This is a genomic window from Paenibacillus sp. J31R120 (assembly GCF_056269225.1).
This window is the reverse complement of sequence record NZ_JBWDNN010000004.1, coordinates 519,010-540,418: the sequence shown is the minus strand read 5'-3', so window position 1 is coordinate 540,418 and position 21,409 is coordinate 519,010. Positions and strand designations below refer to the sequence as shown.

General features: G+C 51.0%; 18 protein-coding genes. 5 read left to right on the top strand and 13 right to left on the bottom strand.

Features of this window, described 5'->3' with window-relative positions; all coding sequences use genetic code 11:
* Positions 1-7: 7 nt before the first annotated feature.
* From speD to AC0YNW_RS17880, 3 genes are all read right to left on the bottom strand, one after another.
* A complete protein-coding gene (gene speD / locus AC0YNW_RS17890; RefSeq protein ID WP_387471443.1) occupies positions 8-811 on the bottom strand; it encodes an adenosylmethionine decarboxylase in 804 nt (267 codons plus the stop codon).
* Positions 812-961: 150 nt separating this feature from the next.
* Positions 962-1,879, bottom strand: a complete 918-nt coding sequence (locus AC0YNW_RS17885) for a DUF4871 domain-containing protein (protein WP_475833082.1) — start codon at positions 1,877-1,879, stop codon at positions 962-964.
* Positions 1,872-2,438 (bottom strand): RNA polymerase sigma factor, encoded by a 567-nt coding sequence (locus AC0YNW_RS17880; protein ID WP_475833174.1) that lies wholly within the window; start codon positions 2,436-2,438, stop codon positions 1,872-1,874. Before AC0YNW_RS17880 ends, AC0YNW_RS17885 begins: the two co-directional genes overlap by 8 nt.
* A 139-nt stretch (positions 2,439-2,577) precedes the next feature.
* Here AC0YNW_RS17880 and AC0YNW_RS17875 point away from each other — a divergent pair, with 139 nt between their 5' ends.
* A complete protein-coding gene (locus tag AC0YNW_RS17875; protein WP_475833081.1) occupies positions 2,578-3,675 on the top strand; it encodes an AI-2E family transporter in 1,098 nt (365 codons plus the stop codon).
* 115 nt (positions 3,676-3,790) lie between these two features.
* On the opposite strand, the gene dcuC is transcribed toward AC0YNW_RS17875, so the two are convergent.
* The 5 genes from dcuC to AC0YNW_RS17850 all read right to left on the bottom strand — a co-directional run bounded on the left by dcuC (position 3,791) and on the right by AC0YNW_RS17850 (position 9,382).
* Complete coding sequence (dcuC, locus tag AC0YNW_RS17870; RefSeq protein WP_475833080.1) at positions 3,791-5,221, bottom strand: C4-dicarboxylate transporter DcuC; 1,431 nt, start codon at positions 5,219-5,221, stop codon at positions 3,791-3,793.
* Between the two features lie 35 nt (positions 5,222-5,256).
* Positions 5,257-6,183 carry a ribonucleoside hydrolase RihC gene (rihC, locus tag AC0YNW_RS17865; RefSeq protein WP_387471435.1) on the bottom strand — a complete coding sequence of 309 codons (927 nt, stop codon included), beginning with the start codon at positions 6,181-6,183 and terminating at the stop codon, positions 5,257-5,259.
* 72 nt (positions 6,184-6,255) lie between these two features.
* Positions 6,256-7,140 carry a ribokinase gene (rbsK, locus tag AC0YNW_RS17860; RefSeq protein ID WP_475833079.1) on the bottom strand — a complete coding sequence of 295 codons (885 nt, stop codon included), beginning with the start codon at positions 7,138-7,140 and terminating at the stop codon, positions 6,256-6,258.
* Between the two features lie 13 nt (positions 7,141-7,153).
* Positions 7,154-8,128, bottom strand: coding sequence for a LacI family DNA-binding transcriptional regulator (locus tag AC0YNW_RS17855; protein ID WP_475833078.1), 975 nt, complete (start codon positions 8,126-8,128; stop codon positions 7,154-7,156).
* A 261-nt stretch (positions 8,129-8,389) separates the two neighbouring features.
* Positions 8,390-9,382, bottom strand: a complete 993-nt coding sequence (locus AC0YNW_RS17850) for a lipoate--protein ligase (RefSeq protein ID WP_387471429.1) — start codon at positions 9,380-9,382, stop codon at positions 8,390-8,392.
* Between the two features lie 169 nt (positions 9,383-9,551).
* Here AC0YNW_RS17850 and AC0YNW_RS17845 point away from each other — a divergent pair, with 169 nt between their 5' ends.
* Positions 9,552-10,526: an aldo/keto reductase gene (locus AC0YNW_RS17845; protein ID WP_475833077.1), complete on the top strand. Its 975-nt coding sequence runs from the start codon at positions 9,552-9,554 to the stop codon at positions 10,524-10,526.
* Positions 10,527-10,539: 13 nt separating this feature from the next.
* On the opposite strand, the gene AC0YNW_RS17840 is transcribed toward AC0YNW_RS17845, so the two are convergent.
* Positions 10,540-11,253, bottom strand: coding sequence for a DUF4085 family protein (locus tag AC0YNW_RS17840; RefSeq protein WP_475833076.1), 714 nt, complete (start codon positions 11,251-11,253; stop codon positions 10,540-10,542).
* Positions 11,254-11,347: 94 nt separating this feature from the next.
* The gene (locus AC0YNW_RS17835; RefSeq protein WP_475833075.1) at positions 11,348-12,334 is read right to left on the bottom strand and encodes a Gfo/Idh/MocA family protein; all 987 of its coding nucleotides are present in this window, start codon (positions 12,332-12,334) and stop codon (positions 11,348-11,350) included.
* 91 nt (positions 12,335-12,425) lie between these two features.
* Between AC0YNW_RS17835 and AC0YNW_RS17830 the strand changes: the two genes are divergently transcribed.
* On the top strand, positions 12,426-13,814 hold the full coding sequence (locus AC0YNW_RS17830; protein ID WP_475833074.1) for a DUF5808 domain-containing protein: 1,389 nt from the start codon (positions 12,426-12,428) through the stop codon (positions 13,812-13,814).
* 266 nt (positions 13,815-14,080) lie between these two features.
* On the opposite strand, the gene AC0YNW_RS17825 is transcribed toward AC0YNW_RS17830, so the two are convergent.
* Both AC0YNW_RS17825 and AC0YNW_RS17820 read right to left on the bottom strand, forming a co-directional pair.
* Complete coding sequence (locus AC0YNW_RS17825; RefSeq protein ID WP_475833073.1) at positions 14,081-14,845, bottom strand: AAA family ATPase; 765 nt, start codon at positions 14,843-14,845, stop codon at positions 14,081-14,083.
* A gap of 46 nt (positions 14,846-14,891) precedes the next feature.
* On the bottom strand, positions 14,892-15,401 hold the full coding sequence (locus tag AC0YNW_RS17820; RefSeq protein WP_475833072.1) for a CYTH domain-containing protein: 510 nt from the start codon (positions 15,399-15,401) through the stop codon (positions 14,892-14,894).
* Between the two features lie 162 nt (positions 15,402-15,563).
* On the opposite strand from AC0YNW_RS17820, the gene thiD reads away from it, so the two are divergent.
* The gene (gene thiD, locus AC0YNW_RS17815; RefSeq protein WP_475833071.1) at positions 15,564-16,385 is read left to right on the top strand and encodes a bifunctional hydroxymethylpyrimidine kinase/phosphomethylpyrimidine kinase; all 822 of its coding nucleotides are present in this window, start codon (positions 15,564-15,566) and stop codon (positions 16,383-16,385) included.
* Between the two features lie 83 nt (positions 16,386-16,468).
* The gene (locus AC0YNW_RS17810; protein ID WP_475833070.1) at positions 16,469-17,335 is read left to right on the top strand and encodes a DUF4358 domain-containing protein; all 867 of its coding nucleotides are present in this window, start codon (positions 16,469-16,471) and stop codon (positions 17,333-17,335) included.
* Between the two features lie 1,195 nt (positions 17,336-18,530).
* On the opposite strand, the gene AC0YNW_RS17805 is transcribed toward AC0YNW_RS17810, so the two are convergent.
* The gene (locus AC0YNW_RS17805; RefSeq protein ID WP_475833069.1) at positions 18,531-21,266 is read right to left on the bottom strand and encodes a hypothetical protein; all 2,736 of its coding nucleotides are present in this window, start codon (positions 21,264-21,266) and stop codon (positions 18,531-18,533) included.
* Positions 21,267-21,409 lie beyond the last annotated feature (143 nt).

The following is a 21,409-nucleotide window of genomic DNA, read 5'->3' as shown; positions in this document are numbered from 1 at the left end:
TACTCCTTTATTTGGATATGTGATAAAAGATTTCGTCCATCTCGCGCCTGAGCAGCCGTTCGATCTCCGTCTGTTCGCCTTCGCTTAGCGAATCCTTTGTATACCCGAACAGGTAATTGTTCAGATCGAATTGCTTCAGCCTGCATTTGGTATGGAACGTATTTTCCTGATAGATGTTCACGTCAATCATGTCATAGAGTCTGCTCTGCTCCTCCGGGATATAATTCTGGATGGAGTTGATCTCATGGTCGATGAACAGCTTGTTGCCGTCGATATCCCGGGTAAAGCCGCGCACTCTGTAGTCGATCATCATGATATCCGTATCAAAGGAATGGATTAGGAAGCGCAGCGCCTTCAGCGGCGAGATCTCGCCGCAGGTCGATACGTCGATATCCGCGCGGAACGTGCTGATCCCTTCGCTCGGATGGTACTCGGGATACGTATGCACCGTAATATGGCTCTTGTCCAGCGCCATCACAACAGTGGACGGCAACGGGCCCGGTGTCTCCTCGAAAGTGTCGACCGGCACTTCCACCACTGGCCCCTCCGATACAAGCAGCGTCACGCTGGCCCCTTGCGGTACATAATCCTGCTTGGCCGTATTCAGCACATGGGCGCCAATGATGTCCGCTACATGATTCAGAATAGATGTCAGCCGGTCAGAGTTGTATTGCTCATCGATGTAAGCGATATACGCCTCCCGCTCTTCCTTCGTCTTCGTGTAGCAAATGTCGTACATGTTGAAGCTTAGCGATTTCGTCAAATTGTTGAAGCCATGCAGCTGTATCCGCTGCTCCGGCGTTAGATTCACTTGGGAGCACCTCTTTTCCATACCTACTATTTCCTTTTACCCCTCTGCCAATTCCATGAATCGACTTTCGTCATATCCCTGTTACCCGTCCATATAAAAAAAGGCATCCGCCTTGCTGCCCGCACAGAGAGCAAGGGGATGCCTTCATCCTTAACTATCTTCGTTTTCTTTGACATCCACTACGATGCTTCCCATCAGTTTGCCGTTCATATAAGGGAGCAGCCGCCATATCCCCGGCTCCGGCAGCATCATGGACGATGGCAGCTGGTCATAACTGCCTGCAGGCCGGTACTCCAGGATGGTAACCAGCTTCTCGTTGCCTTCCCTTACGGCCTTCACCTCGAAGTTGCCTTCCTGTGCCAAGTTTCTATCGAGGAAAAACCACATATACTTATTGTGCTGGTTGGCAACAAACCCTGGATCTATAAAAGCTATCACATCCGGAATCCCCCTCAGCTCAAATGTCTCCACAGAGAAGGTAGGTGTAAGCGACCAGTCCGGCTCTGCTACATCCAGCACCACATCGGCATAATACTCGCCATCGAGGCTGATCTCATAACGCCACATGCCGCCCAGCGGCAGCGCGAAGCTTGCGGTCCATCTCTCTAGTCCCGCATAACCGGAACTCGGCACCTCCACAACCGTCGGTTCTACTACAGTTACGCTCTGTCCAGTAGGCAGATGCACCGCCTCGATGGAAAGCGACTTACTGAGCAGATCACTGAAAGGCGCGGCAAAGTGAAAGAGGTATCCGAACGGAGCTCCGGCTCTAAGCTCGGGATCTGGGAACACCTCCACTATCAACTTTCCGTTATCATAATACGCATGATGAGCCGGGGGAACCTCTCCTTCTGTCTGCCAGAACGATAAGCGGCCCGCGATTAAAAATAACACCATTCCCATGATTGCGATGGAGGCCAGTAAAGCAGCCCGGAACATTCGTTTATGCCTATAGGTTTCTCCCCTCATCCCTTGCCTCACCTTGCTCTTCAGTTCATTCGTGAAATGAGAATGATAGAAGGGCGATTCCTTCAGTCCAGCCTCCCAGTTCCCATTGCGACTATCCATCGTCCTTGCCTCCTTCCTGTTCCTCTTTCAGCAATTCGGACATTTTCTTCTTCGCCCGGAACAGTCTGGACTTGACCGTCCCCTCCGACAAATCGAGCGTCGCTGCGATCTCATCCATCTTCATTTGATAATGGTAAGCGAGCAGCAGCACTTCCCTGTGCTTCCTTGGCAGCTTCATTACGGTCGCCCATACTTCGCGGGAGGACATCCGCTCGAATACGACTTGCTCAGCAGAAGCAGTCGAGCCTTCTGCTCGATAAGTCCCCATCAGCACAGCCCTTCGTATAAACGCATTTCTCAAGTAATTCAGCGATTTGTTGCGGGCAATGCTAAGCAGCCAGCTCTTCACGCTCGCCTCTCCCCGGAATGTGTACATTCGGTTATACACGGTCAGAAACACTTCTTGGGCGATATCATCCGCAGCGTCACGCCGGCGAGTAAGAAAATAAGCGAAGTTCCATATATCCTCGCCGAATTCCGTCATCATATCCTCCAGCACGGCAGAACGGTCGAAGCCCTGCGCCAGATGATGCAAGTAATGCTTCTCCAAAGTTTTCACCTCTATGAATAAGACCCCGCAGACATCCCAATAGTTCCATTTTTCCATATTTTTTTCGTTTCATATATGAGATTCAGGTTTACTTACCTTTAAAAATCATGAGCTATGGATCGCTTGTCGCATGAAAGGGGATAGCCGCATGTCTTGGAAAGAAAAAAAAGGATTCAAATGGCTGGTAATGGCCATTCTCGTGCTGCTTCTCTTTTATTTGCTCAGCCTGAATCGCAGCTGGTTTCAGCCTATTGGCGTCGTTCTAAACGCGGTTTTTTTTCCGTTTGCTGTAACCGGCGTGCTTTACTATTTATTCCGCCCGCTTGTGGAATGGCTGGAACGCCGAAAAACACCGCGAAGTATCGCGGTGCTTCTCGTTTTTCTCGTAATCGCCCTGTCACTTGCCGGAATCGTTCTGACGGCCGGCCCGTTCTTCCAAAAGCAATTCGCCAGCTTCGTCGCTCAAGTTCCCGAGATGGTCGAATTTGTGGCGGATGGCATAGAATCGCTTCGCAATGGACAGCAAGCTCTGGCCCCTCCTATACGAGATGCCATTCCGAATTTGAGCCAAGAGATCGGCTCGGAGTGGAATCGATATGCCGGCTCGATCGCCAATAGTATGCTGCGTATATTCAATTGGATGAGCAACGCCTTATTCGTACTGGGGCTTGTGCCGTTCATCCTCTTTTACGCGCTCAAGGATGGAGACAAGCTTGTTCCGAAGCTGATTGACCTTGCGCCATCCTCCTACCGGGAGCATGTGCCTCCCTTACTGAAGGATTTGGACGATACTCTCTCCTCCTTCATTAGAGGCAAGGCTGTTATTAGCCTCGTCGTAGGCATCCTGCTCCTCGCAGGCTATTCCATTATTGGACTGGAATACGCGCTTGTACTTGCCGTTATTGGCATGCTGGCGAATATCGTACCTTTCTTCGGTCCCGTTATCGGCGCAGCGCCTGCTGTGCTGGTTGCCCTTATCCAAGATCCCGTAATGGCGCTTTATGTCGTACTGGTCACGGTTATCATCCAGCAAATCGAAGGCAACTTCATCTCGCCGCAAATTATGGGAAAAACGATGGACATTCATCCGGTAACCGTCATCGTACTAATTATTGCTGCTGGGAGCCTCACTGGACTGATTGGCATTCTGATTGTTGTACCGGTTTACGCCGTTGTGAAGGTATTGATCAATCATGGGCGGCTCATCTTGCATGCCCATAAGCGCCAACGCATTCATCCCCAATAAGGGATAAAGGTAAACACGTGAGAGCATAGGCAAGGGCTGCCTCAGAAGTCGTATATGACCTCTGGGCAGCCCTTTTTTCCAAACATACGTTGATTGAACAGCCTGGAACTTTGCCTTACAGGAATATAATCATGGAGAGAACAAACATAAAGATGACTCCGGCAATCATAGGAACCGACGTTCTTTTGACAATGGCAATCGGATCTGCCTTAACGGTTCCGGCCACGATCAGGATAACTGCGGCTACCGGCGAAACGGCACGGAAGAGATTGCCCGACAGACCAAGCGGAACGGATATCGCAATCGGGCTAATGCCCGCCGCAACCGCCAATGGCACAATCAAAGGCACCATCGCAAAGATCAGCGCTGTGCCGCTACCGCTCAAGATAACGATAAGAGCAGTTAATGCTACCAGGATAAGAGGCAGAATAAAGTCCAGCCCATTCCCCTGAATATGCTGCATCGAGGTTTGAAGCTCGTCCACCAAACCAATTGATTTCAGACCTGTTACGAACACGGACGCCGCTACGAGCAACGCCACGATCGGAATAGCTCCGCCCATACCTTTGAAGAAGGCTTCCGTCTTTTCCAAGACGCTCTTATTTCCTTTATGCCTGATCAATTCACACACAATAGCAAGAATCAGGGATACTAATGTCGCTACTTCTACACTAATACTGATCGATTCACCTGTCGTAATCTGAACCGCATACACACCTAACAACAAGATGATAGGGAAGATCGGAAGAATGGCATAAACGGTTTTAAACAGTTTGCCTCCGCTGATCTCAGCGACGGCTGGCGCATCCATGTTCTCCGCTTCATTGGCTTTTGTATTCAGCTTTTCTTTCTTATCCATTCGCTTCTGCCAGAAGTAATGAACGATAGCGATAAATATCAGCGTCGGAATGGACACGAGAGCATGATAGTTGAATACATAGTTTGTTACGTTCATGCCCTCGAACATGGCATGCTTGGCCAATTCCTCGGCAATCGCCACGTTGTCGCTTCCGAGCGGAGTCGGTACAATGGTTGCCGACGTAGCGATTACCGCACCTGCGGTTAGGGCTGTCATGCCGGCTTTTCGCAAGATCGGGTAAAGCGTGGCAAGCAAGATGATCGCCAGGTTGGATGCGCTAGGAATAACCAGCGACAATACGTTGCCCAACAAGAACACGATAGGGACCAGGAAATAAACGGATTTGATTTTAGCGATAGGTTTCGTTAAAGCATTAACCGTTACTTCATTGGCACCGATGGATGACATGTAAGCTGTATATCCGCCCAAGATAAGGACGATAAAGCCCGCCGCTCCGAAGGTTTGCTTGAATTGGGCGACGATGACTTCAAGCGGATCGAGCCAAAATGATCCCGTGGACTCAAATCCTTTAATAGCGATTTCTTTGCCCATCCCCATACTAATGAGGATGAGAATAATGCCCATCAAGAAGAGTGTAATTTTAATATCCATCTTTTTGATCAGCATATAAATAACGATCGATACGGCTATAATGGCCGAGGCATACATGACGATGTTAGAATCCATGATGTTATTCCTTCCCTAGTTGGAATGCTTATTGTTTAATTGCATTTCTTCAAACTTTCCATAAACCATTGCTTGAACATGTCCGGATCCAGATCAACGCACACTTTGGCGTTGCTAGGCTGCTTCAGGTATCCCTTCAAATCCACGACGGTACATCCTGCAGTTAGTGACCCGTTCAGTTCCACATCCACGAATGTGTCCACCACTTGGAACATTTCCGGCTGCAACAGGTAGGCAATAGCGCAGCTATCGTACATTTTCAAGCCTGTTTTCATGCTGCCGCCTCTGTATTTTTGGAACAATTGATAAATCATGTTCCCCGTCTCATTCATCACTTTCAGCTCAGCGCTGTCTTCCGGGTACACCAGAGCCTTCAAGCCAACATCTAGCCCCACCATGACAACAGGCAGACCGGCTGAGAAGACAATCTTCGCCGCTTCCGGATCGGCGAATATATTAAATTCAGACATGACGCCCATATTCCCGCGAGTTGTGGAGCCGCCCATCAATACGATTTCAGCAATCTTCTCTTTCACTTCCGGGTACATCTTAAGCAATAGCGCAATATTGGTTAGCGGTCCGATCGGCACCAGGGTGATAGGCTCTTCGCTTGCCATAATGACGCGGTGCATGGCATTCACGGCATTCTCTTTCAACACCAGATCTTCCGTCGGCTCTTCAAAGTCAAAACCGTCCATCCCCGTTGAACCGTGGATATCGCTTGCGTCAATAGGGTCCTTAATAAGAGGTCTGTCCGCACCTAGTGCGACCGGAACGTTTTTGCCAAAGAACTTCAGCAAGCGCAGGGCGTTAGTCGTTACTTTCTGTAAGCTGACATTACCGGCAATCGTCGTAATTAAGCGTACATCCAGCTTTTCACTATAGAGAGCTATGGCAAGGGCTACCGCATCATCAATCCCCGGGTCTGTGTCAATAATGATTGGTCTTGGTTGTTGAGTCATCGTATAATTCCTCCTAAAATGAAAATATGAAGTAAGCGATTCCAATGCATATATAAAACAGCCGCCGGGTCATTACGCCCGGCTCTTCATAAACGCTTCCACTTCTGCTGCTGTAGGCATTCCAGTCTGTGCGCCAAGCTTCGTTGTGGACATAGCTGCAACCGCGTTGCCATAGTAGCAAGCGTCTCGGAGTGGCATACCTTTCGAAAGCGCAAGCGCCAGTCCTCCATTAAACGAATCCCCAGCTCCCGTCGTATCCACGACATCGATTTTGAAAGCAGGAATGTGGATATCCTCGCCGCCCTCACGAATCGAAACCCCTTGGCTTCCTTTCGTGACGATCAGCTTCCCATCCAGCTCCTCTTCGCTTCTCCCTTGTCTGAGCAATGTTTGTTCATGTTCGTTCGGGGTCAAATAATCGATATCATGAATGAGTTCAGACGGCAGCTCTTGAATAGGGGCCGGATTAAGAATGACAGTTACTCCGTTCTCCTTCGCAATCTCAACTGCCTTCTGCACGCCTTCCAGCGGAATTTCCAATTGAACAATGAGAATATCGCTTGCTGCAATGGCCTCCCGCTTGGATTCAACGAATGCAGCCGTTACATAATTATTAGCCGCAGGCACAACAATAATACTATTGTCCCCGTCAGCTACCACAATTGTTGCCGTTGCTGTCGAATCTGTAACCGGTTCCACATTGCTTACATTAACGCCTTCGTTTTGCAGATGCTTCAGAATATGTTGGCCAAAATCATCATTGCCAATACAACCGATTAATTGAACATGAGCTCCAAGCCTGGCGGCAGCTACTGCTTGATTAGCTCCTTTGCCTCCAGGATTCATTTGAAAACGATTGCCGAATAGCGTCTCGCCTACCTTCGGCACTTGGGAAGTAATCGTCACCAAATCCATATTAATGCTGCCTACAACTGTAATTTTGGGTTTCTGCTCCACTCCGGTAAACTCCTTAAGTAGAATTTCTCTCTATAAGCTCTACATCCAATTTATAATAAGTGTTCTCTATAGGTTGGTGTTCCATTAAACTAATTAGCATTTCAGCAGATACTTCTCCCAGTTTGTAAATAGGCTGAACAATCGTCGTTAGCTCCGGCGTCATGACTGTGGATAGCTTAATTCCGTCAAATCCGATAACGGCAAGCTCTTCAGGCACTTTCTTGCCAAGCTGGTGAGCGACTTTGAGCGCCCCAATAGCCATAATATCATTGGCGGCAAAGATACCGTCTATCTCCGGATGCAGACGCAGCAGCTCTGCCGTAGCTTCAATGGATGACTGCATATCGTAGTTTCCATTCACGACGTAGCTTTCTTTGAACCATGGCTCATTCGCAACGACTTCTTTGTAGCCTTCATAACGCTCTTCCGCATTGACAACGCCGTATGAGCCTCTGATGTGGCCGATGTTTTTGCACCCTTTGCTCTGCAAATAGCGCGTAGCCATCATAGCGCCCTTCTTGTTCTCTACTACAATTGTCGGAAGTCCCTTGCTGATCTCTCGGTCAATGCTTACGACAGGAATGTTAAGCTCCTCAACCTGCTGAGCAGTCAGTGTATTGGAAGAAACAATAATACCGTTTACATATTGTTGTTTCAGTACATCCAAGTAGGCTTGCTCTTTATCTCCATTCCCATCGGAATTGCACAGTATAACATTATAGCCAAGCTTAGTGGCCATATCTTCAACAGCCCGGGCAAGCTCGGTAAAGAAAGGGTTCATGATATCAGGAACAATTAAGCCAATCGTGCTCGACTGCTTCTTAAACAGGCTTCTCGCCACTTCGTTAGGCTTGTAGCTCGTCTCTTTGATGGCCTTTTCAACCTTTTCTCTCGTGCGCTGACCTACATAGCCTTTATCGTTCAGCACTCTGGACACCGTCGCAACAGATACGCCCGCAATCCTCGCAACGTCTTTAATTGAAGTCATGTTCTCACTCCACCCTGATAGGTAACCGGTTACACAATTAATATACACCTGATTATATCGTTAGTCAATATCTCAGATTTTGTCGGAATGGTGTCTGCCGAGGTTCACTGAAATGTCAAAGAGGCCAGTCCGGCAAGCGACTGGCCTCTTCTTCTTGGTGATGAGTAAGTATCATCCTAGCTGCATGCGAGTTTTTCGGCATGAAAGACAATCAAATCAGGCCGCATACATGCTTGCAAGATGTCCCTTCTTCTGGCCCTCTTACAGCAATAGCTCAAGCCATTGCTCCTTCGTAATCGCGCCAAAGTAGTACGGCAAATCCAGGCTATCTGTCAGTTCTCGCAGCGAGGCCGCATCATAGCGGGTTCCTGCTAGGCGTTCCGCAACCTCGGCGCTGTCGCCCCGGCCGAAGTAATCGCCATAAATTGCCGCTTCCGTAATGACGCCCTCTTCTACTTGCAGACGGACATCGAACGTGCCGACGCCTTCAATGCGCTTGCGCTGCTGCACGTTGAACGCAGGCGAGCGGCCATAGTTCCACTCCCAGCTGCGGTAGCGCTCGTCCGCCAGCTTGCGGACCTTATCCCAATCCTGCTGAGTCAGCTCGTATAGCGGAATCTCTTCCGAACCTTCGAACAGCGATTGAAGCAGCTTCTGCCGGAACTCCTCCGTCGTCATCGGTTCCTTCAAGAACTCAGATATGTTCGCCACACGGCTGCGGATCGACTTGGTCGACTTCGACACATACTTCTCGGCGTTCACCTTAAGAGCGGATACCACGTTTTCGATCTCGGAATCGAATAGAAGCGTGCCATGGCTGAACATTTTGCCCTTCGTATGGAATTGCGCATTGCCAGAGATCTTCCGCTCGCCGACTTGCAGGTCATTGCGCCCGGTCAGCTCGGCCTCTACGCCCAACTTGCGAAGCGCGCTCACGACAGGCTCCGTGAACTTCTTGAAGTTATGGAACGAACCGCCGTCGTCTTTCATGATGAAGCTGAAATTCAGATTGCCAAGATCGTGGTACACTGCGCCGCCACCAGACAGCCTGCGCACGACATGCAGGTTGTTATCCTTCACATAGTCGGCGTTGATTTCTTCCACGGTGTTCTGGTTTTTGCCAATGATAATGGACGGCTCATTAATATAGAACAGCAGGTAGTCGTCTTCGTTCGGCAAGGAACGAAGGATGTATTCTTCAAGCGCCAGATTAAGCGCCGGATCGGTAATGCCGTTGTTGCTGACGAATCGCATGAGTCATCCTCCTTCACGTTGTCGAAGCCATGCTGGCTTGGCCAATATGACTTCGTTAGGCATGGCCTTAGGGAGATTATACCTGTGAGCGGTGCTCCGGTTCAACCGGGATGGATTTTGCCGTGGACGAGGAGTAGAATGGGTAAAAACGAAGAGGAGCTGATTGGATATGGAATACCGTCGTTTGGGAGATAGCGGGCTCAAGGTGTCCGCGCTGGGGCTTGGCACGAATGCGTTCGGCAAGCGGTCCGACGAGCGTGCTTCAATCGATATCATTCATGAGGCGCTGGACAGCGGCATTACGTTCATCGACACTGCCAATATCTATGCCGGTTCAGAGTCGGAGCGAATTATCGGTGTGGCGCTGGAGGGCAGACGGCATGACGCTGTACTGACGACAAAGGCGGGCCTGCCGCGCGGCGCAGGCGCTTATGAACGCGGATCATCCAGGCGCCATCTGATGAGCGAGCTGGAGGGCAGCTTGCGTAGATTGCAGACGGATTACGTGGATTTGTATCAGATTCATACCTTCGATCCCGAGACACCGCTGGAGGAGACGCTGCGGACGCTTGACGATATGGTCCGCTCCGGCAAAGTCCGGTATATCGGCGCATCCAACTACTATGCTTGGGAGCTCATGAAAGCACTCGGCATCAGCGATAAGCTGGGACTGAACGCGTACGTGTCCATGCAGACCAGCTATTCGCTTGCAGACCGGACGGCGGAGCGAGAGCTTATCCCGCTTTGCCTCGATCAAGGACTCGGCATCATTCCATACTTCCCGCTGGCGGGCGGCATTCTTACCGGCAAATATGCCTCGGCGCAGGATGCGCCGGAGGGCTCGCGCGCAGACACCGATCCCGGCTTCAAGCGGTTCATGGAGGATAAGAACCTGAAGCTGGCGCGCCAGGTGAATGAGCTGGCGGCGGAGCTAGGCACAACGGCAAGCACGCTGTCGCTTGCTTGGCTGATGGCCCGCCCTGCGGTCTCGACGGTCATTGTCGGAGCGACACGCGTCAGCCAGCTTCGCGACAATTTCGCCAGTGTAGACCTTAAGCTGAGCGCAGAGACGCTGGCCCGGCTGGACGAGATCAGCGAGCCGTTCAGACAAGGCGATCCGTTCGCGGTATACCGGCTTTCTTAGTCCAGATGATCGCTTAGTTCGACTGCCCGTTGCTGGAGCTTAAGTCAACAGCCGGCTCCGTTACGACACTCACGCGGCTTGCCCGGATAATGAGTTCATTCATGTCCTGCAAGCCGCTGCCTGCGTCTAGCAAAGCGCGCAGCTCGAAGCCATTGCCGCCTACATCCAGCTCCTCGTAAAGCCAGTGGTTATCGAGCAACGAGCTAAGCGATTCATAATGGGTCACCCCTTCGAACCGAAGGAATAGGTGATCATGGCCAAGCATCGAGCCGCTGCCATCCAGCAGCAGCTCGATGCTTTTTTCATCTGCACTGATCGTTTCGGCGATAATCTTGGCATCATGGAGCCGATGGATGACGCTGCGCTCTTCAGGCAGCTGCGATTCAATCGCTTTGTAGCGCGCCCAGTACGCATCCTTTGCCTCGTCCCACTCGCGGTCAAACTCTTGCCTCCATGCTTCGACCTTCTTCCGAAATGCTGGGGAAGGCATCCCCATTCTCTTCAAGTCGCCTTCGCCGCGCTGAATAGCTTCCTGCAGTTCCTGCGGCATATGACGGTCAAAGATAGGCTCCAGATAAGTATAGAAAGCGATTGATTCCTCCTCGTAATCCCTGTCATTCTCCACATACCACTGCCTGTCGGCTGCATAATCCTCTTCGCTTTCATGAAAGACGAGAAAGCCTCGAATTTGCATCTTCCGGTACTGCTCCGCCGTGAAGTATTTCATCCTATTCCCCCTCTTCTTATGACCGTCAAGCATGGCAAAAAAAGGCCGGATACGAACTCCCCTCGCTCGCTCCAGCCTCATGGTTCATGCTTATCTATACGTTATCGGCTGGGTAGATAATGCCGAGCTGCCTTCTGGCTTCGTCCATAATCTCCATTGTAATAAGAGACACCTCATGCGTATTAACGGAGGACTCTCTCTTGCCTTCTTTCAGCAATCGGATAAATTCATCCAGCTCGTAGTACATCGTATGTTCAACCGTCGGTCTGGTCAGATCCTCTACCCGGCCGTCGCGCGTATGCAGCTCGATCCGTACCGGCTCGCTGATTTTATTAATGACCAGATTGCCGTCCTCGCCATGAATCTCATTCGGCAGTGTCGAGCTGGTAATCTTGGAATGCATCATCACCGCATCCATAGAGCCGTAGCCCAGAATGATGCTGCCTTCTCCGTCTACTCCGGTAGCCAGTTTATACCCATCCGCCTTGACCGTAAGGGGTCTGCCGAACAGGGCAACGGCGGGATAAATACAATAGATGCCGATATCCATCAGAGAGCCGTTGGACAGCTCTGGCTTGAACGCATTCAGCACTTCGCCGGACTTGTAGGCGTCATAGCGGGAGGAGTATTGGCAGAAGCTCGCAAAATAACGACGAACCGGCCCGATCCGCTCCAGATTGTCGCGTATCGCGCCAAAGCCCGGCATAAGCGTAGACTTCACCGCTTCCATCAGCAGCGTACCCGTGCGGTTCGCTGTATCGATCATCTCTCTCAGCTCGCGGGCGTTGGACGCTGCTGGCTTCTCGCACAAGACGTGAATGCCATGATTCATCGCGGTGATCGCATGCGGCGCGTGAAAGCTGTTAGGACTGGCTATGTAGACGGCATCGATCTCCCCGCTGGCGAACATAGCGTCCAGACTGGTGAAGCGATGAGGAATTTGGTGCTTGTCCGCGAATGCCGCGGCTGTCTCTTCCGTACGGGAATAGACGGCTGTCAGGCTGAATTGGTCATGCAGCTTGGCCGCTGCGAGGAATCTTTCGGTAATCCAGTTTGTTCCGATAAGGCCGAATCGTATCATGTTGAGCAGCTCCTTCTCATTTTGACAAAAACATATGTTCTATATTATATTGGGCGAGAGCATCAGAGATATCCTAACGGGAGGTAGAGTATTGGACACATTGATATTGCTTATTCCGGGTCTGATCGTATATATTACCGTTCTGCTTGTATACGGGACGCAGGCGAAGCCGAAAAACGGCATTCTGTTCGGCCTTAAGCTGCCTGAAGCCGCGCTCCAGGACTCGCGAATCGCCGCGCTCCAGGTGCAGTTCCGACAGTCATACCGCTGGTACGCCGTCGCCGGACTGCTCGGTCTGGCACCTTTGCTATGGCTCGGTTCCTATTTTTCTTTATCTTTCATCTACTTTATTTTGTGGGTCGCAGGCGTCATGTACACCTCCACCGTACCATTTAAAACCATCCATCACAAGGCCGTCGCGCTAAAAAGGGATGAACAATGGTTCGTTGGCAAGAAGCGTTACATATCGGTCGAAAAGGACATTGCCCGGCTGGCTGCCATGAAGCCTTGGTCGCCCTATTGGTTCGCATTGCCCGCCGTGCTGAGCATTCCGCTGATCGCCCTGTCGATCTCGCATGACAATCCGCTGCTGCGCCTGACCGGCTTCGCCTCTTTGGCAATGACCGCCGTCTTGCTGCTGCTGTCGCTCAGCTTTACCCACGGCAAGCCGCGGGCCTACAGCCGGAATCCGGTAGCGAATAACGCCATTCATCATGCCGCGAGACGCTATTGGTCCATCCTTTGGCTTATTCTGGCGATATTCGAGGTCGCTAACGCATTTATCGCCTACAACGTATTATCCGAAGGTACGATGATCCATATCAATCTATGGATGGGCGGCATCGCGATGGTCTCGCTAGTCCCTCTCCTCGGCATCTATTACGTTCATAACCGCGTCAAGGAGCTGGAATACCGCTTCGGCAGCACCGACGGCAAGGGCTATCATGCAGAGGACGACGACCTGCACTGGCGGCATGGCTTGTCCTACTATAATCCACAGGATAAGTCCCTGATGGTACAGAAGCGCGTCGGCACCGGCACAACCGTCAATCTGGCTACCAAAGGCGGCAAGCGGATTTATTACGGAAGCTTCATATTGGTAGCTCTCGTCATTCTGCCTGTGACGTTCATGATGGTGCGCGCGGATTCCTCTCCGCCTAAATTGCTTATCAGTGATCAAGGAATAGTGTCGATCAAAAACACTGAATACGACTACAGCTTTGCTATCGACGAGATCAAAGAGCTCACGCTTGAGGGTGCTGTGCCGACCGGCTTCCGCTCGAACGGCATCGCGACATCCACCTTTGCAAGGGGCAACTTCAAGCTCGCCGAGCTCGGGCCTGCCAAGCTGTACGTATTCAAGAAAACGCCGCCGTACATTGTCATGAAGCTCGACGATCTGGTTGTCATCTACAATGATGAAGAACCGGCCAAGACGAGATCGCTCTATCAGGAGCTGAAGAAAGCGTCGGGTCTTTAAATCGGATTGCTACTACCGTGCAACCCTATGATGCACGAAATCACGAATGTTCTCATGATCGTGATCAGTTTCAATCAACCATCTGGAATCATACGCTCATTTTAAATAACATCAATAGGCTGGCTGGCCCTTCGGGGCCAGTTTTTTTCATTCCGCTGGCGGACGCAGTTCTATCCGATTATCGATGATTGCTTGCACCACGTGTCCTCGTCGATCATGATGGGGCCGAGCATAGGGGCACATCAAATACATGGCTCACATCGTCGTCAGTCGAATCCCTCTTCCAGCAAATCCTTCAGCATCCGGTCCCGATTGTTCAGAAATTGTTTTGTAATGATGTAATGCTCCGTCTCTTCCCATGTCGTCGTCCCAATGCCGTCCGCTGACAATTCATAGATAACGGAATCCGGGTAGGCCATCACGATTGGTGAATGGGTCGCGATAATAAACTGGGAGTTATCCTGTATGAGATCATGCATGCGGGCGAGCAGCGCCATCTGTCTGGATGGGGACAGCGCCGCTTCGGGCTCGTCAAGAATATACAGCCCGTTGCCGCCGAACCGGTGCAGAAAGGTCGAGAAGAACGACTCCCCATGCGATTGCTGATGGAGCGACTTGCCGCCATAAGAGGATATGATAGGGGGGCCAAGCCCCTCGCGATCCATCTCATCAATGCTTGAAGCCAGATTGTAATAGCTCTCTGCCCGGAAGAAAAAGCCGTCCCGCGGCCGACTTGCTCCCCGCACCGGCTTCAGATACTGGTGCAGCTCCGAATGCGTCGCCTCTGTTTGAAAGGTAAAGTTAACGGTTCCGCCCTCCGCATTAAAGCCGAGCGCCACTGCGATCGCCTCCATCAGCGTAGATTTGCCTGAGCCGTTTTCACCGACCAAATAGGTCACTTTCGGGTGAAAGTCCAGCTCATCCAGCTCTCGCACCGCATTCAGGCTGAACGGGTATTGGCGGAAGGAAGGCACGTTATCCCGAAGCAGGGCAATTTTGCGCAAGAACCCGCTTCTTTCGTGAATGGACATGCATCATCGCTCCTCTCCTGTGTCCTTGAATTTGTTATCCGCTATCTTATCTCTCCTGCCACTTCTCGCCTTGCAGCTGCTTCCATACCGTCTTGTTGCTGTATTGCTTCTGCGAGCTGATGTCCTCACCGAACCACTCCGGCGCCTGGAAAGCGTTCGCCTCCTCCAAGGAAGGGAATTCTACCTCCAGCACGGACAATTGAATTTGGTCGTAATTGTCGATTTCAATCGTGCGCCCATTCCATGAGGCAGTGATCCGGTTTTTCGTCAGTGGCGTAAAGCCGAAGGCTTCAGTCACCTGAGCATACATACTCGCCGAGATGCTGTACTCCACTTCTTCTCTCACCAACCCGTTGCCGCTCTTGAACGTATGCGTGTGCGACACCTGTCCAGTTGCCAGATCGATTAGCCTGCGAACCCTCAGTTCTTCATTTTCATCAATAGCCAGGTAAGTCTGTTCGATTCGTTGCTCCGATTGCAGGACCAGTTCTCCCGCTTCAATCTGCGCCTGCGGGTATCGCGGCAATAAAAACTTGCGTTCTATCTCCAATGACATACAAATTCACTGCTCCTCTATAATTGCTTATTCTCCAAACTACCAAATTCGCTTAACCGAATCAACAGCACTTCCCCGACCTTTATAAAAAATACATTTCGATGGGAGCTTCACGCTGATACAATAATAGCTAATCTATGTGCAAGGAAAGGATATGCCACTATGCAACCTTCAACCGTCATTCACAAGGCGTTAACGATAGCCGGATCGGACAGCGGCGGCGGTGCCGGCATTCAGGCCGATCTGAAAACCTTTCAGGAGCTAGGCGTATACGGCATGTCTGCGATTACTGCCATCACCGCGCAAAATACGCTTGGCGTACAAGCCGTCTATCCCATGGAAGCCAGCGCCGTTGCCGAGCAGCTGCGCTCGTTAGGCGATGATCTGCCGCCCGACGCCGTCAAGACGGGCATGCTTGCCCATGCCTCAATCATTACTGCCGTTGCCGAGCAAATTGCCCATTATCGATTCCCCCATCTCGTCATCGATCCCGTCATGATTGCGAAAGGCGGTACATCCCTGCTGCAACGCGAAGCTTTGTCAGCGCTGGTTAAGGAGCTGATTCCGCTCTCTTTCATGATCACGCCGAACATACCGGAAGCCGAGGAACTAACGGGAATGAGCATCACAAGCTTAAGCGACAGGGAGGAAGCGGCTCGGCGCTTGCATCAGATGGGCAGCGACTATGTCATGCTGAAGGGCGGGCATGATCCCTCTACGCGCGATCAGGTCGTGGACATGCTGTACGACGGCATGGCGTTCCGCTATTGGGAGCAACGGCGCATCGATACTCGCCATACGCATGGGACGGGCTGCACCTTCTCCGCAGCCATCACCGCCGGACTGGCTCAGGGCATGACCGCTTATGAAGCGGTTGACCTTGCAAAAGCCTTCATTCATGCGGCGATCGAGCATTCCCTTGAGATCGGGGCAGGACACGGACCTACGAATCATTTTGCTTATCGTCGACTTCATGGGGATTGATAGCTATACTCTCATTTACTGCAACCTTTCACGGCATAGGACCGTCTAGTTGTTCGACTTCATGAGAATAAGGAGAGAACAGCATGATCAACAACAAGAAGTTATTCAAGACGGCAGCCGCTCTGACGATTGCATTATCGTTACTGGCTGGTTGCAGCAACGGTGACGGCAAAGAAGCTGGCAACGCAGATGCCAGCCCTAATGTGACCGCATCGGCAACGCCTGAAGCTACGGACAATGCGGGCAACGAAGACACGTCTTCTTCGCCAGAGCCGTCCGACGAGGCGGAGCTGCAAGCTAGCGAGAAGCCGACTGATGAAGACGCTGCAAAAGAGAGCGCCGCGCCATCCGCTACAACGAAGCCATCTGCCGATGCGGCAGCAACGGCGAAGCCGACACCGAAACCAACAGCGAAACCATCCGTGAAGCCGTCTGAGAAGCCAAGCACGAAGCCGACTGAAAAACCGTCGACCACCGCGCCAAGCCAGAAGCCTTCTCCCAAGCCGACTGTGAAGCCTACCGAGAAGCCGAAGCCGTCGCAGAAGCCGGAAGCTTCTGATAAGGTGAAGACATCCGATATCGTCGACAAAATTTTAGAGGATATTGAGCTGCCAGTGCTTATGTCCGTTTCAGGTGAACAGGTAAAGGACTCGTATTATTTTGATCCGAGCGAACTTGTTGCAGAGGGTTCGTATCATCAAGCGATGATGAATACAAAAGCTACGGAGCTGGTGGTTGTGAAGCTGAAGTCGGACAAGCATTACGAGGCTGTGAAGGAAGGTCTGACCAAGCGCGCCGAAGACATCATCAAGACGTTCTCGCAATATTTGCCGGACCAGCACGAGGATGCGAAGAACTACCAGATTGTGCGCCAAGGCAACTACGTGATGCTATCGATCTCCCATGATCAAGCAGGGATTAAGAAGGTATTCGAAAGCTTCTTCAAATAAGCTAGTTTGTGTTTGAAGCTGCAATATACATAAAGAGGCTGTCCCGCAGGTCAACGATTGACCTTACGGGACAGCCTCTTTCGTTTATTTCGCCTATTGAGTCCATTTAGTGGTGCTACACAACACTATTCCGCTCGTATCGTCGATTCTGTCTATTTAGTTGTGCCACACACTATTCCGCTCGTTTCGCCGATTCAGCATCTTTAGTTGTGTCACACAACACTATTCCGCTCGTATCGTCGATTCAGCACATTTAGTGATGTCACACAACACTAATTCACTCATCTCGCCGATTCAGCACATTTAGTGTTGCCACACAACACTAATTCACTCATCTCGCCGATTCAGCACATTTAGTTGTGCTACACAACACTAATTCGCTCATCTCGCCGATTCAGCACATTTAGTTGTGTCACACAACACTATTCCGCTCGTATCGTCGATTCAGCACATTTAGTGGTGTCACACAACACTATTCCGCTCGTATCGCCGATTTAGCACATTTAGTTGTGCTACACAACACTAATTCGCTCGTATCGCCAATTCAGCATTAGTTGTGACACACAACACTATTCCACCGAGTTCAACCGATTATTTCACTCATCCCGCCCGATGGCGAGCTTGCAAGTCGATTCCATCAACCTAATTCATTCCCATCGCCCGACGGCAAGCCTTTAAGTCGGTCTCACCGACTTATTCCCACCATCTCGCCCGACGGCGAGCCTTTAAGTCGGTCTCACCGACTTATTCCCTCATTTCACCCGATGGCGGGCTTACAGGTCGATTCCATCGACCTAATTCATTCCCATCGCCCGACGGCGAGCCTTTAAGTCGGTCTCACCGACTTATTCCTCCATCTCGCCCGATGGCGAGCGTGCAAGTCGATTCCATCGACCTAATTCATTCCCATCGTCCGACGGCGAGCCTTTAAGTCGGTCTCATCGACTTATTCCTCCATCTCGCCCGATGGCGAGCTTGCAGGTCGGTTCCATCGACCTAATTCATTCCCATCGACCGACGGCGAGCCTTTAAGTCGGTCTCACCGACTTATTCCCACCATCCCGCCCGAGAGCGGGCTTGCAGGTCGGTCTCACCGACTTATTCCCCCATCTCGTTCATCAGCGCACTTTTAATCCGCTTTCTCGCAATTGAGTGGACTCGTCCCCTCAACCGCGGGCAACGAAATACATCCAACCTAGCGCTCCAGAGCATCCGGAATGATCAGTCCGTTGTACCCTTTCATGCCCAGGTCATTGTCAAGCTCCTTGTAGCCTTCCTGATACTCGGTTTCCAGCATGCCAAAGTCATGGAATATCCATTCAAATTCGTCCAACTTCAAGATCGCCTCCAAATGGGCCGCCCACCCAATCGAGTAAAATAAATTGAACGTAAACGTCACTCGAATGTTGCCGTACTCGTCATACCGCGCGTTAATTGGCTGCCAAGCAAATGCGCGGGACGGAGTTCCTGCTTTCTCCAGCTTGGCAAAGTCAGTCTTGAGCCGCTGAAAGCCAGGGTTGTTCCAAGCCTTCTCCGTGAAAAGCGAACGCAGCTTCACCTTATCCATTTTGCCTTCCGGCAACGCAATATCAGTCAAACCAAGCGCCTGCTCCAGACGATTCGCATATCGTTCTACAATTGTCCGGATGCTCTCATCTTCCCTCGTCCGATCCTTCAGTTCAGTCAACGTAAGGGACTTCGTCTTCACATCCGCCTTCCAAGCCAACTCAACACGCTTTTCTCCCATGTACGACTGGAGTATCATCGATTGCCCCGAGGTCCCTGTCGCGGTTTCTGTATCAATCATACCGATAGTATCCGCCAACTGAATGCCCCCAGGACTTGCATAGCGAAAGGTAAGTGGCGTCGCTTCACCGTTCTCAGTGACTGCGTATGCGTACACATTAGTAAACTTTTCGCCATAGCTTTTGCCGATCCGTTGTTGATGCGTCTTCAATAAAATCAGATCAAAACCATCAAAAGATAATACCTTCATCTCACCAACAGGTCGCTCTAGCTCAAACGCCACTTTTTCCAAAGAAGGAAGCCTGATTTTTTTGCCAGCGGTATTGGTGAATTCCACATCGTATCGACCATAATACTGCCGTGCTCCCTTATAATGTTCAAGTTCCCCTTCCGAAGACCGTATTCGCAGCGTCCCGTAACGGCTCTTGCCAAGCGCACGATTTTCATTCCCAGGAAGACTAATCAGAGTGTCGCTGTTTTCGTTCCACCACTCATTACCTCTGAGACGAACAAGCTCACCCGAGAGAATGGGCAACCCTTCATCATTGAGTTCCGGTTCTGGCTTCGTATTGAAGAAAAGGAACGAGCTTTCCCCACGATCCTCCAGCATGAGCCAGTCTCCGAGCGCCTGGCGCAGCTGTTGTTCTGACGAGCTTGTGCTATATACCAGACGGAGTAACTTAGCCTCATCATCCCATTCAAAAATGCGCTGTTGCATGTCAGCATCGGAGACGTCGATATAGAGCTGCCCGCCGCTCTGATGCGTCCGCCCTTTCACATCGGGTGTCCATATCTTCATGTTCTTATGGTCGACATACACGAATGCCTTGGAATCATAGGTCCCTCCAGCCATCCTGAGGGTTACCGTCTCCCCATTCGCCAGCTTGCCTGCGTCCTGCTCCTTGCGGTAGGCTGTTAGCTTCCCTGTACGCAAATCGTATTCTTTATAGACGATATCTCCCTTGCTCCAGCCTCCGCTCGTCCTCTGAACTGGGCGGTAGCTCTCTACCAGCAAGCGATGCTCATCCAGCCAATTATAAATGCTGAGCCTCTCTCCTTTCGCGGCATGAAGCACACGCGACCTCTCTCCGTTCGAATCATAGAAAGCGATTTGCTGCGCGAAAACAACCGGGCCACTGTCATACCAGACCCCCATTTCATCGCCTTTCTTCGCATATTCCAGAAAAAAACGGGTGCTCTCTTTATTCCATACCAGTCCGGAATCCGACAACTGCATCGTATCGTCTATACTGAACAACTTAAGCACCTTGCCGCTTTTCGAATCCGCGACCATAAAGTGGTTGCTTACAAAGATAGGGTCCTTTCCCGTAAAAGAGTAGGCGAATCTCTCCAGGTCAGGTGTCGGATTCATGAGCGGCCTGGACGGGCCACCGCTGCCGGCATCACCCGTAGCAGGATAGGTCTGACCTCTATGCCCAATAAGTTTGAATGCTTCCATGTCCATCTGCCATCTCTTGCCTTCATAGCTCGTCAGCATGACCTCAACTACATGTCCGTCCTCATTCCATTCATAGTGGGCACTCAGCAGAAAGTCACGTTCTTCATCACTATCGGGATGAACCTTCCAAAAGGGCGGCAGCGTATGGAAATTTCCACTACCTAATTGAACGACAACAAGCTGGTATTGTATGATCTCCCCTTCTTTCAGCCGTCTAATAAACATCACTTCATGCTCGTTCAAAATCTTGACCTTAGGATAGTAATAGTGACCTGTTCCAACTTCCTCCATGTACAAAGGGTATATATCCAACTTGGCGGAATTCGGCCTCACGACAGCCAGGTCATACCGCTTCACCCAACCTAGTTCGGAATCGCCAGAGTCAATCTCCCGCTCCACCACATGAACGGAAATATCCCCTAGCGCATCTTCAGCTACACTGCTGGCATTTAGGGCTTTGCCTTTATCCAGTACCAAACGGATGCCGCCTATCGCTGGTTGCAGGTAGGCGTTCAGCGGCGGAATGGGGTCTTGGTTACCTCCCTCCCCTACGATGTCTGACGGAGGCAGCGTTACCTGTTCTGGTGCAATATCTATAGAAACCGGAGCTTTTGTGTCATTCACTACAAGCTGCTGCTCATCCCTCGGTCTCTCTAGAGCCGGAATAATCAGAAGCAATATAATAACTGCAGATACCAGCGCCATCAAGATCATTTGTCGATTCATCCATCTTCTCCTTATGCTCTTAGTGATGCTTGCAGCCTAGTAGACGGAACAAATCTTGAAATTGTTACACTTTTTTACAAATCCATCATTCCGGGTCCAATTTCTTCTACATGTCCAGCCCTTCCTGGTATATAATAGGGTCG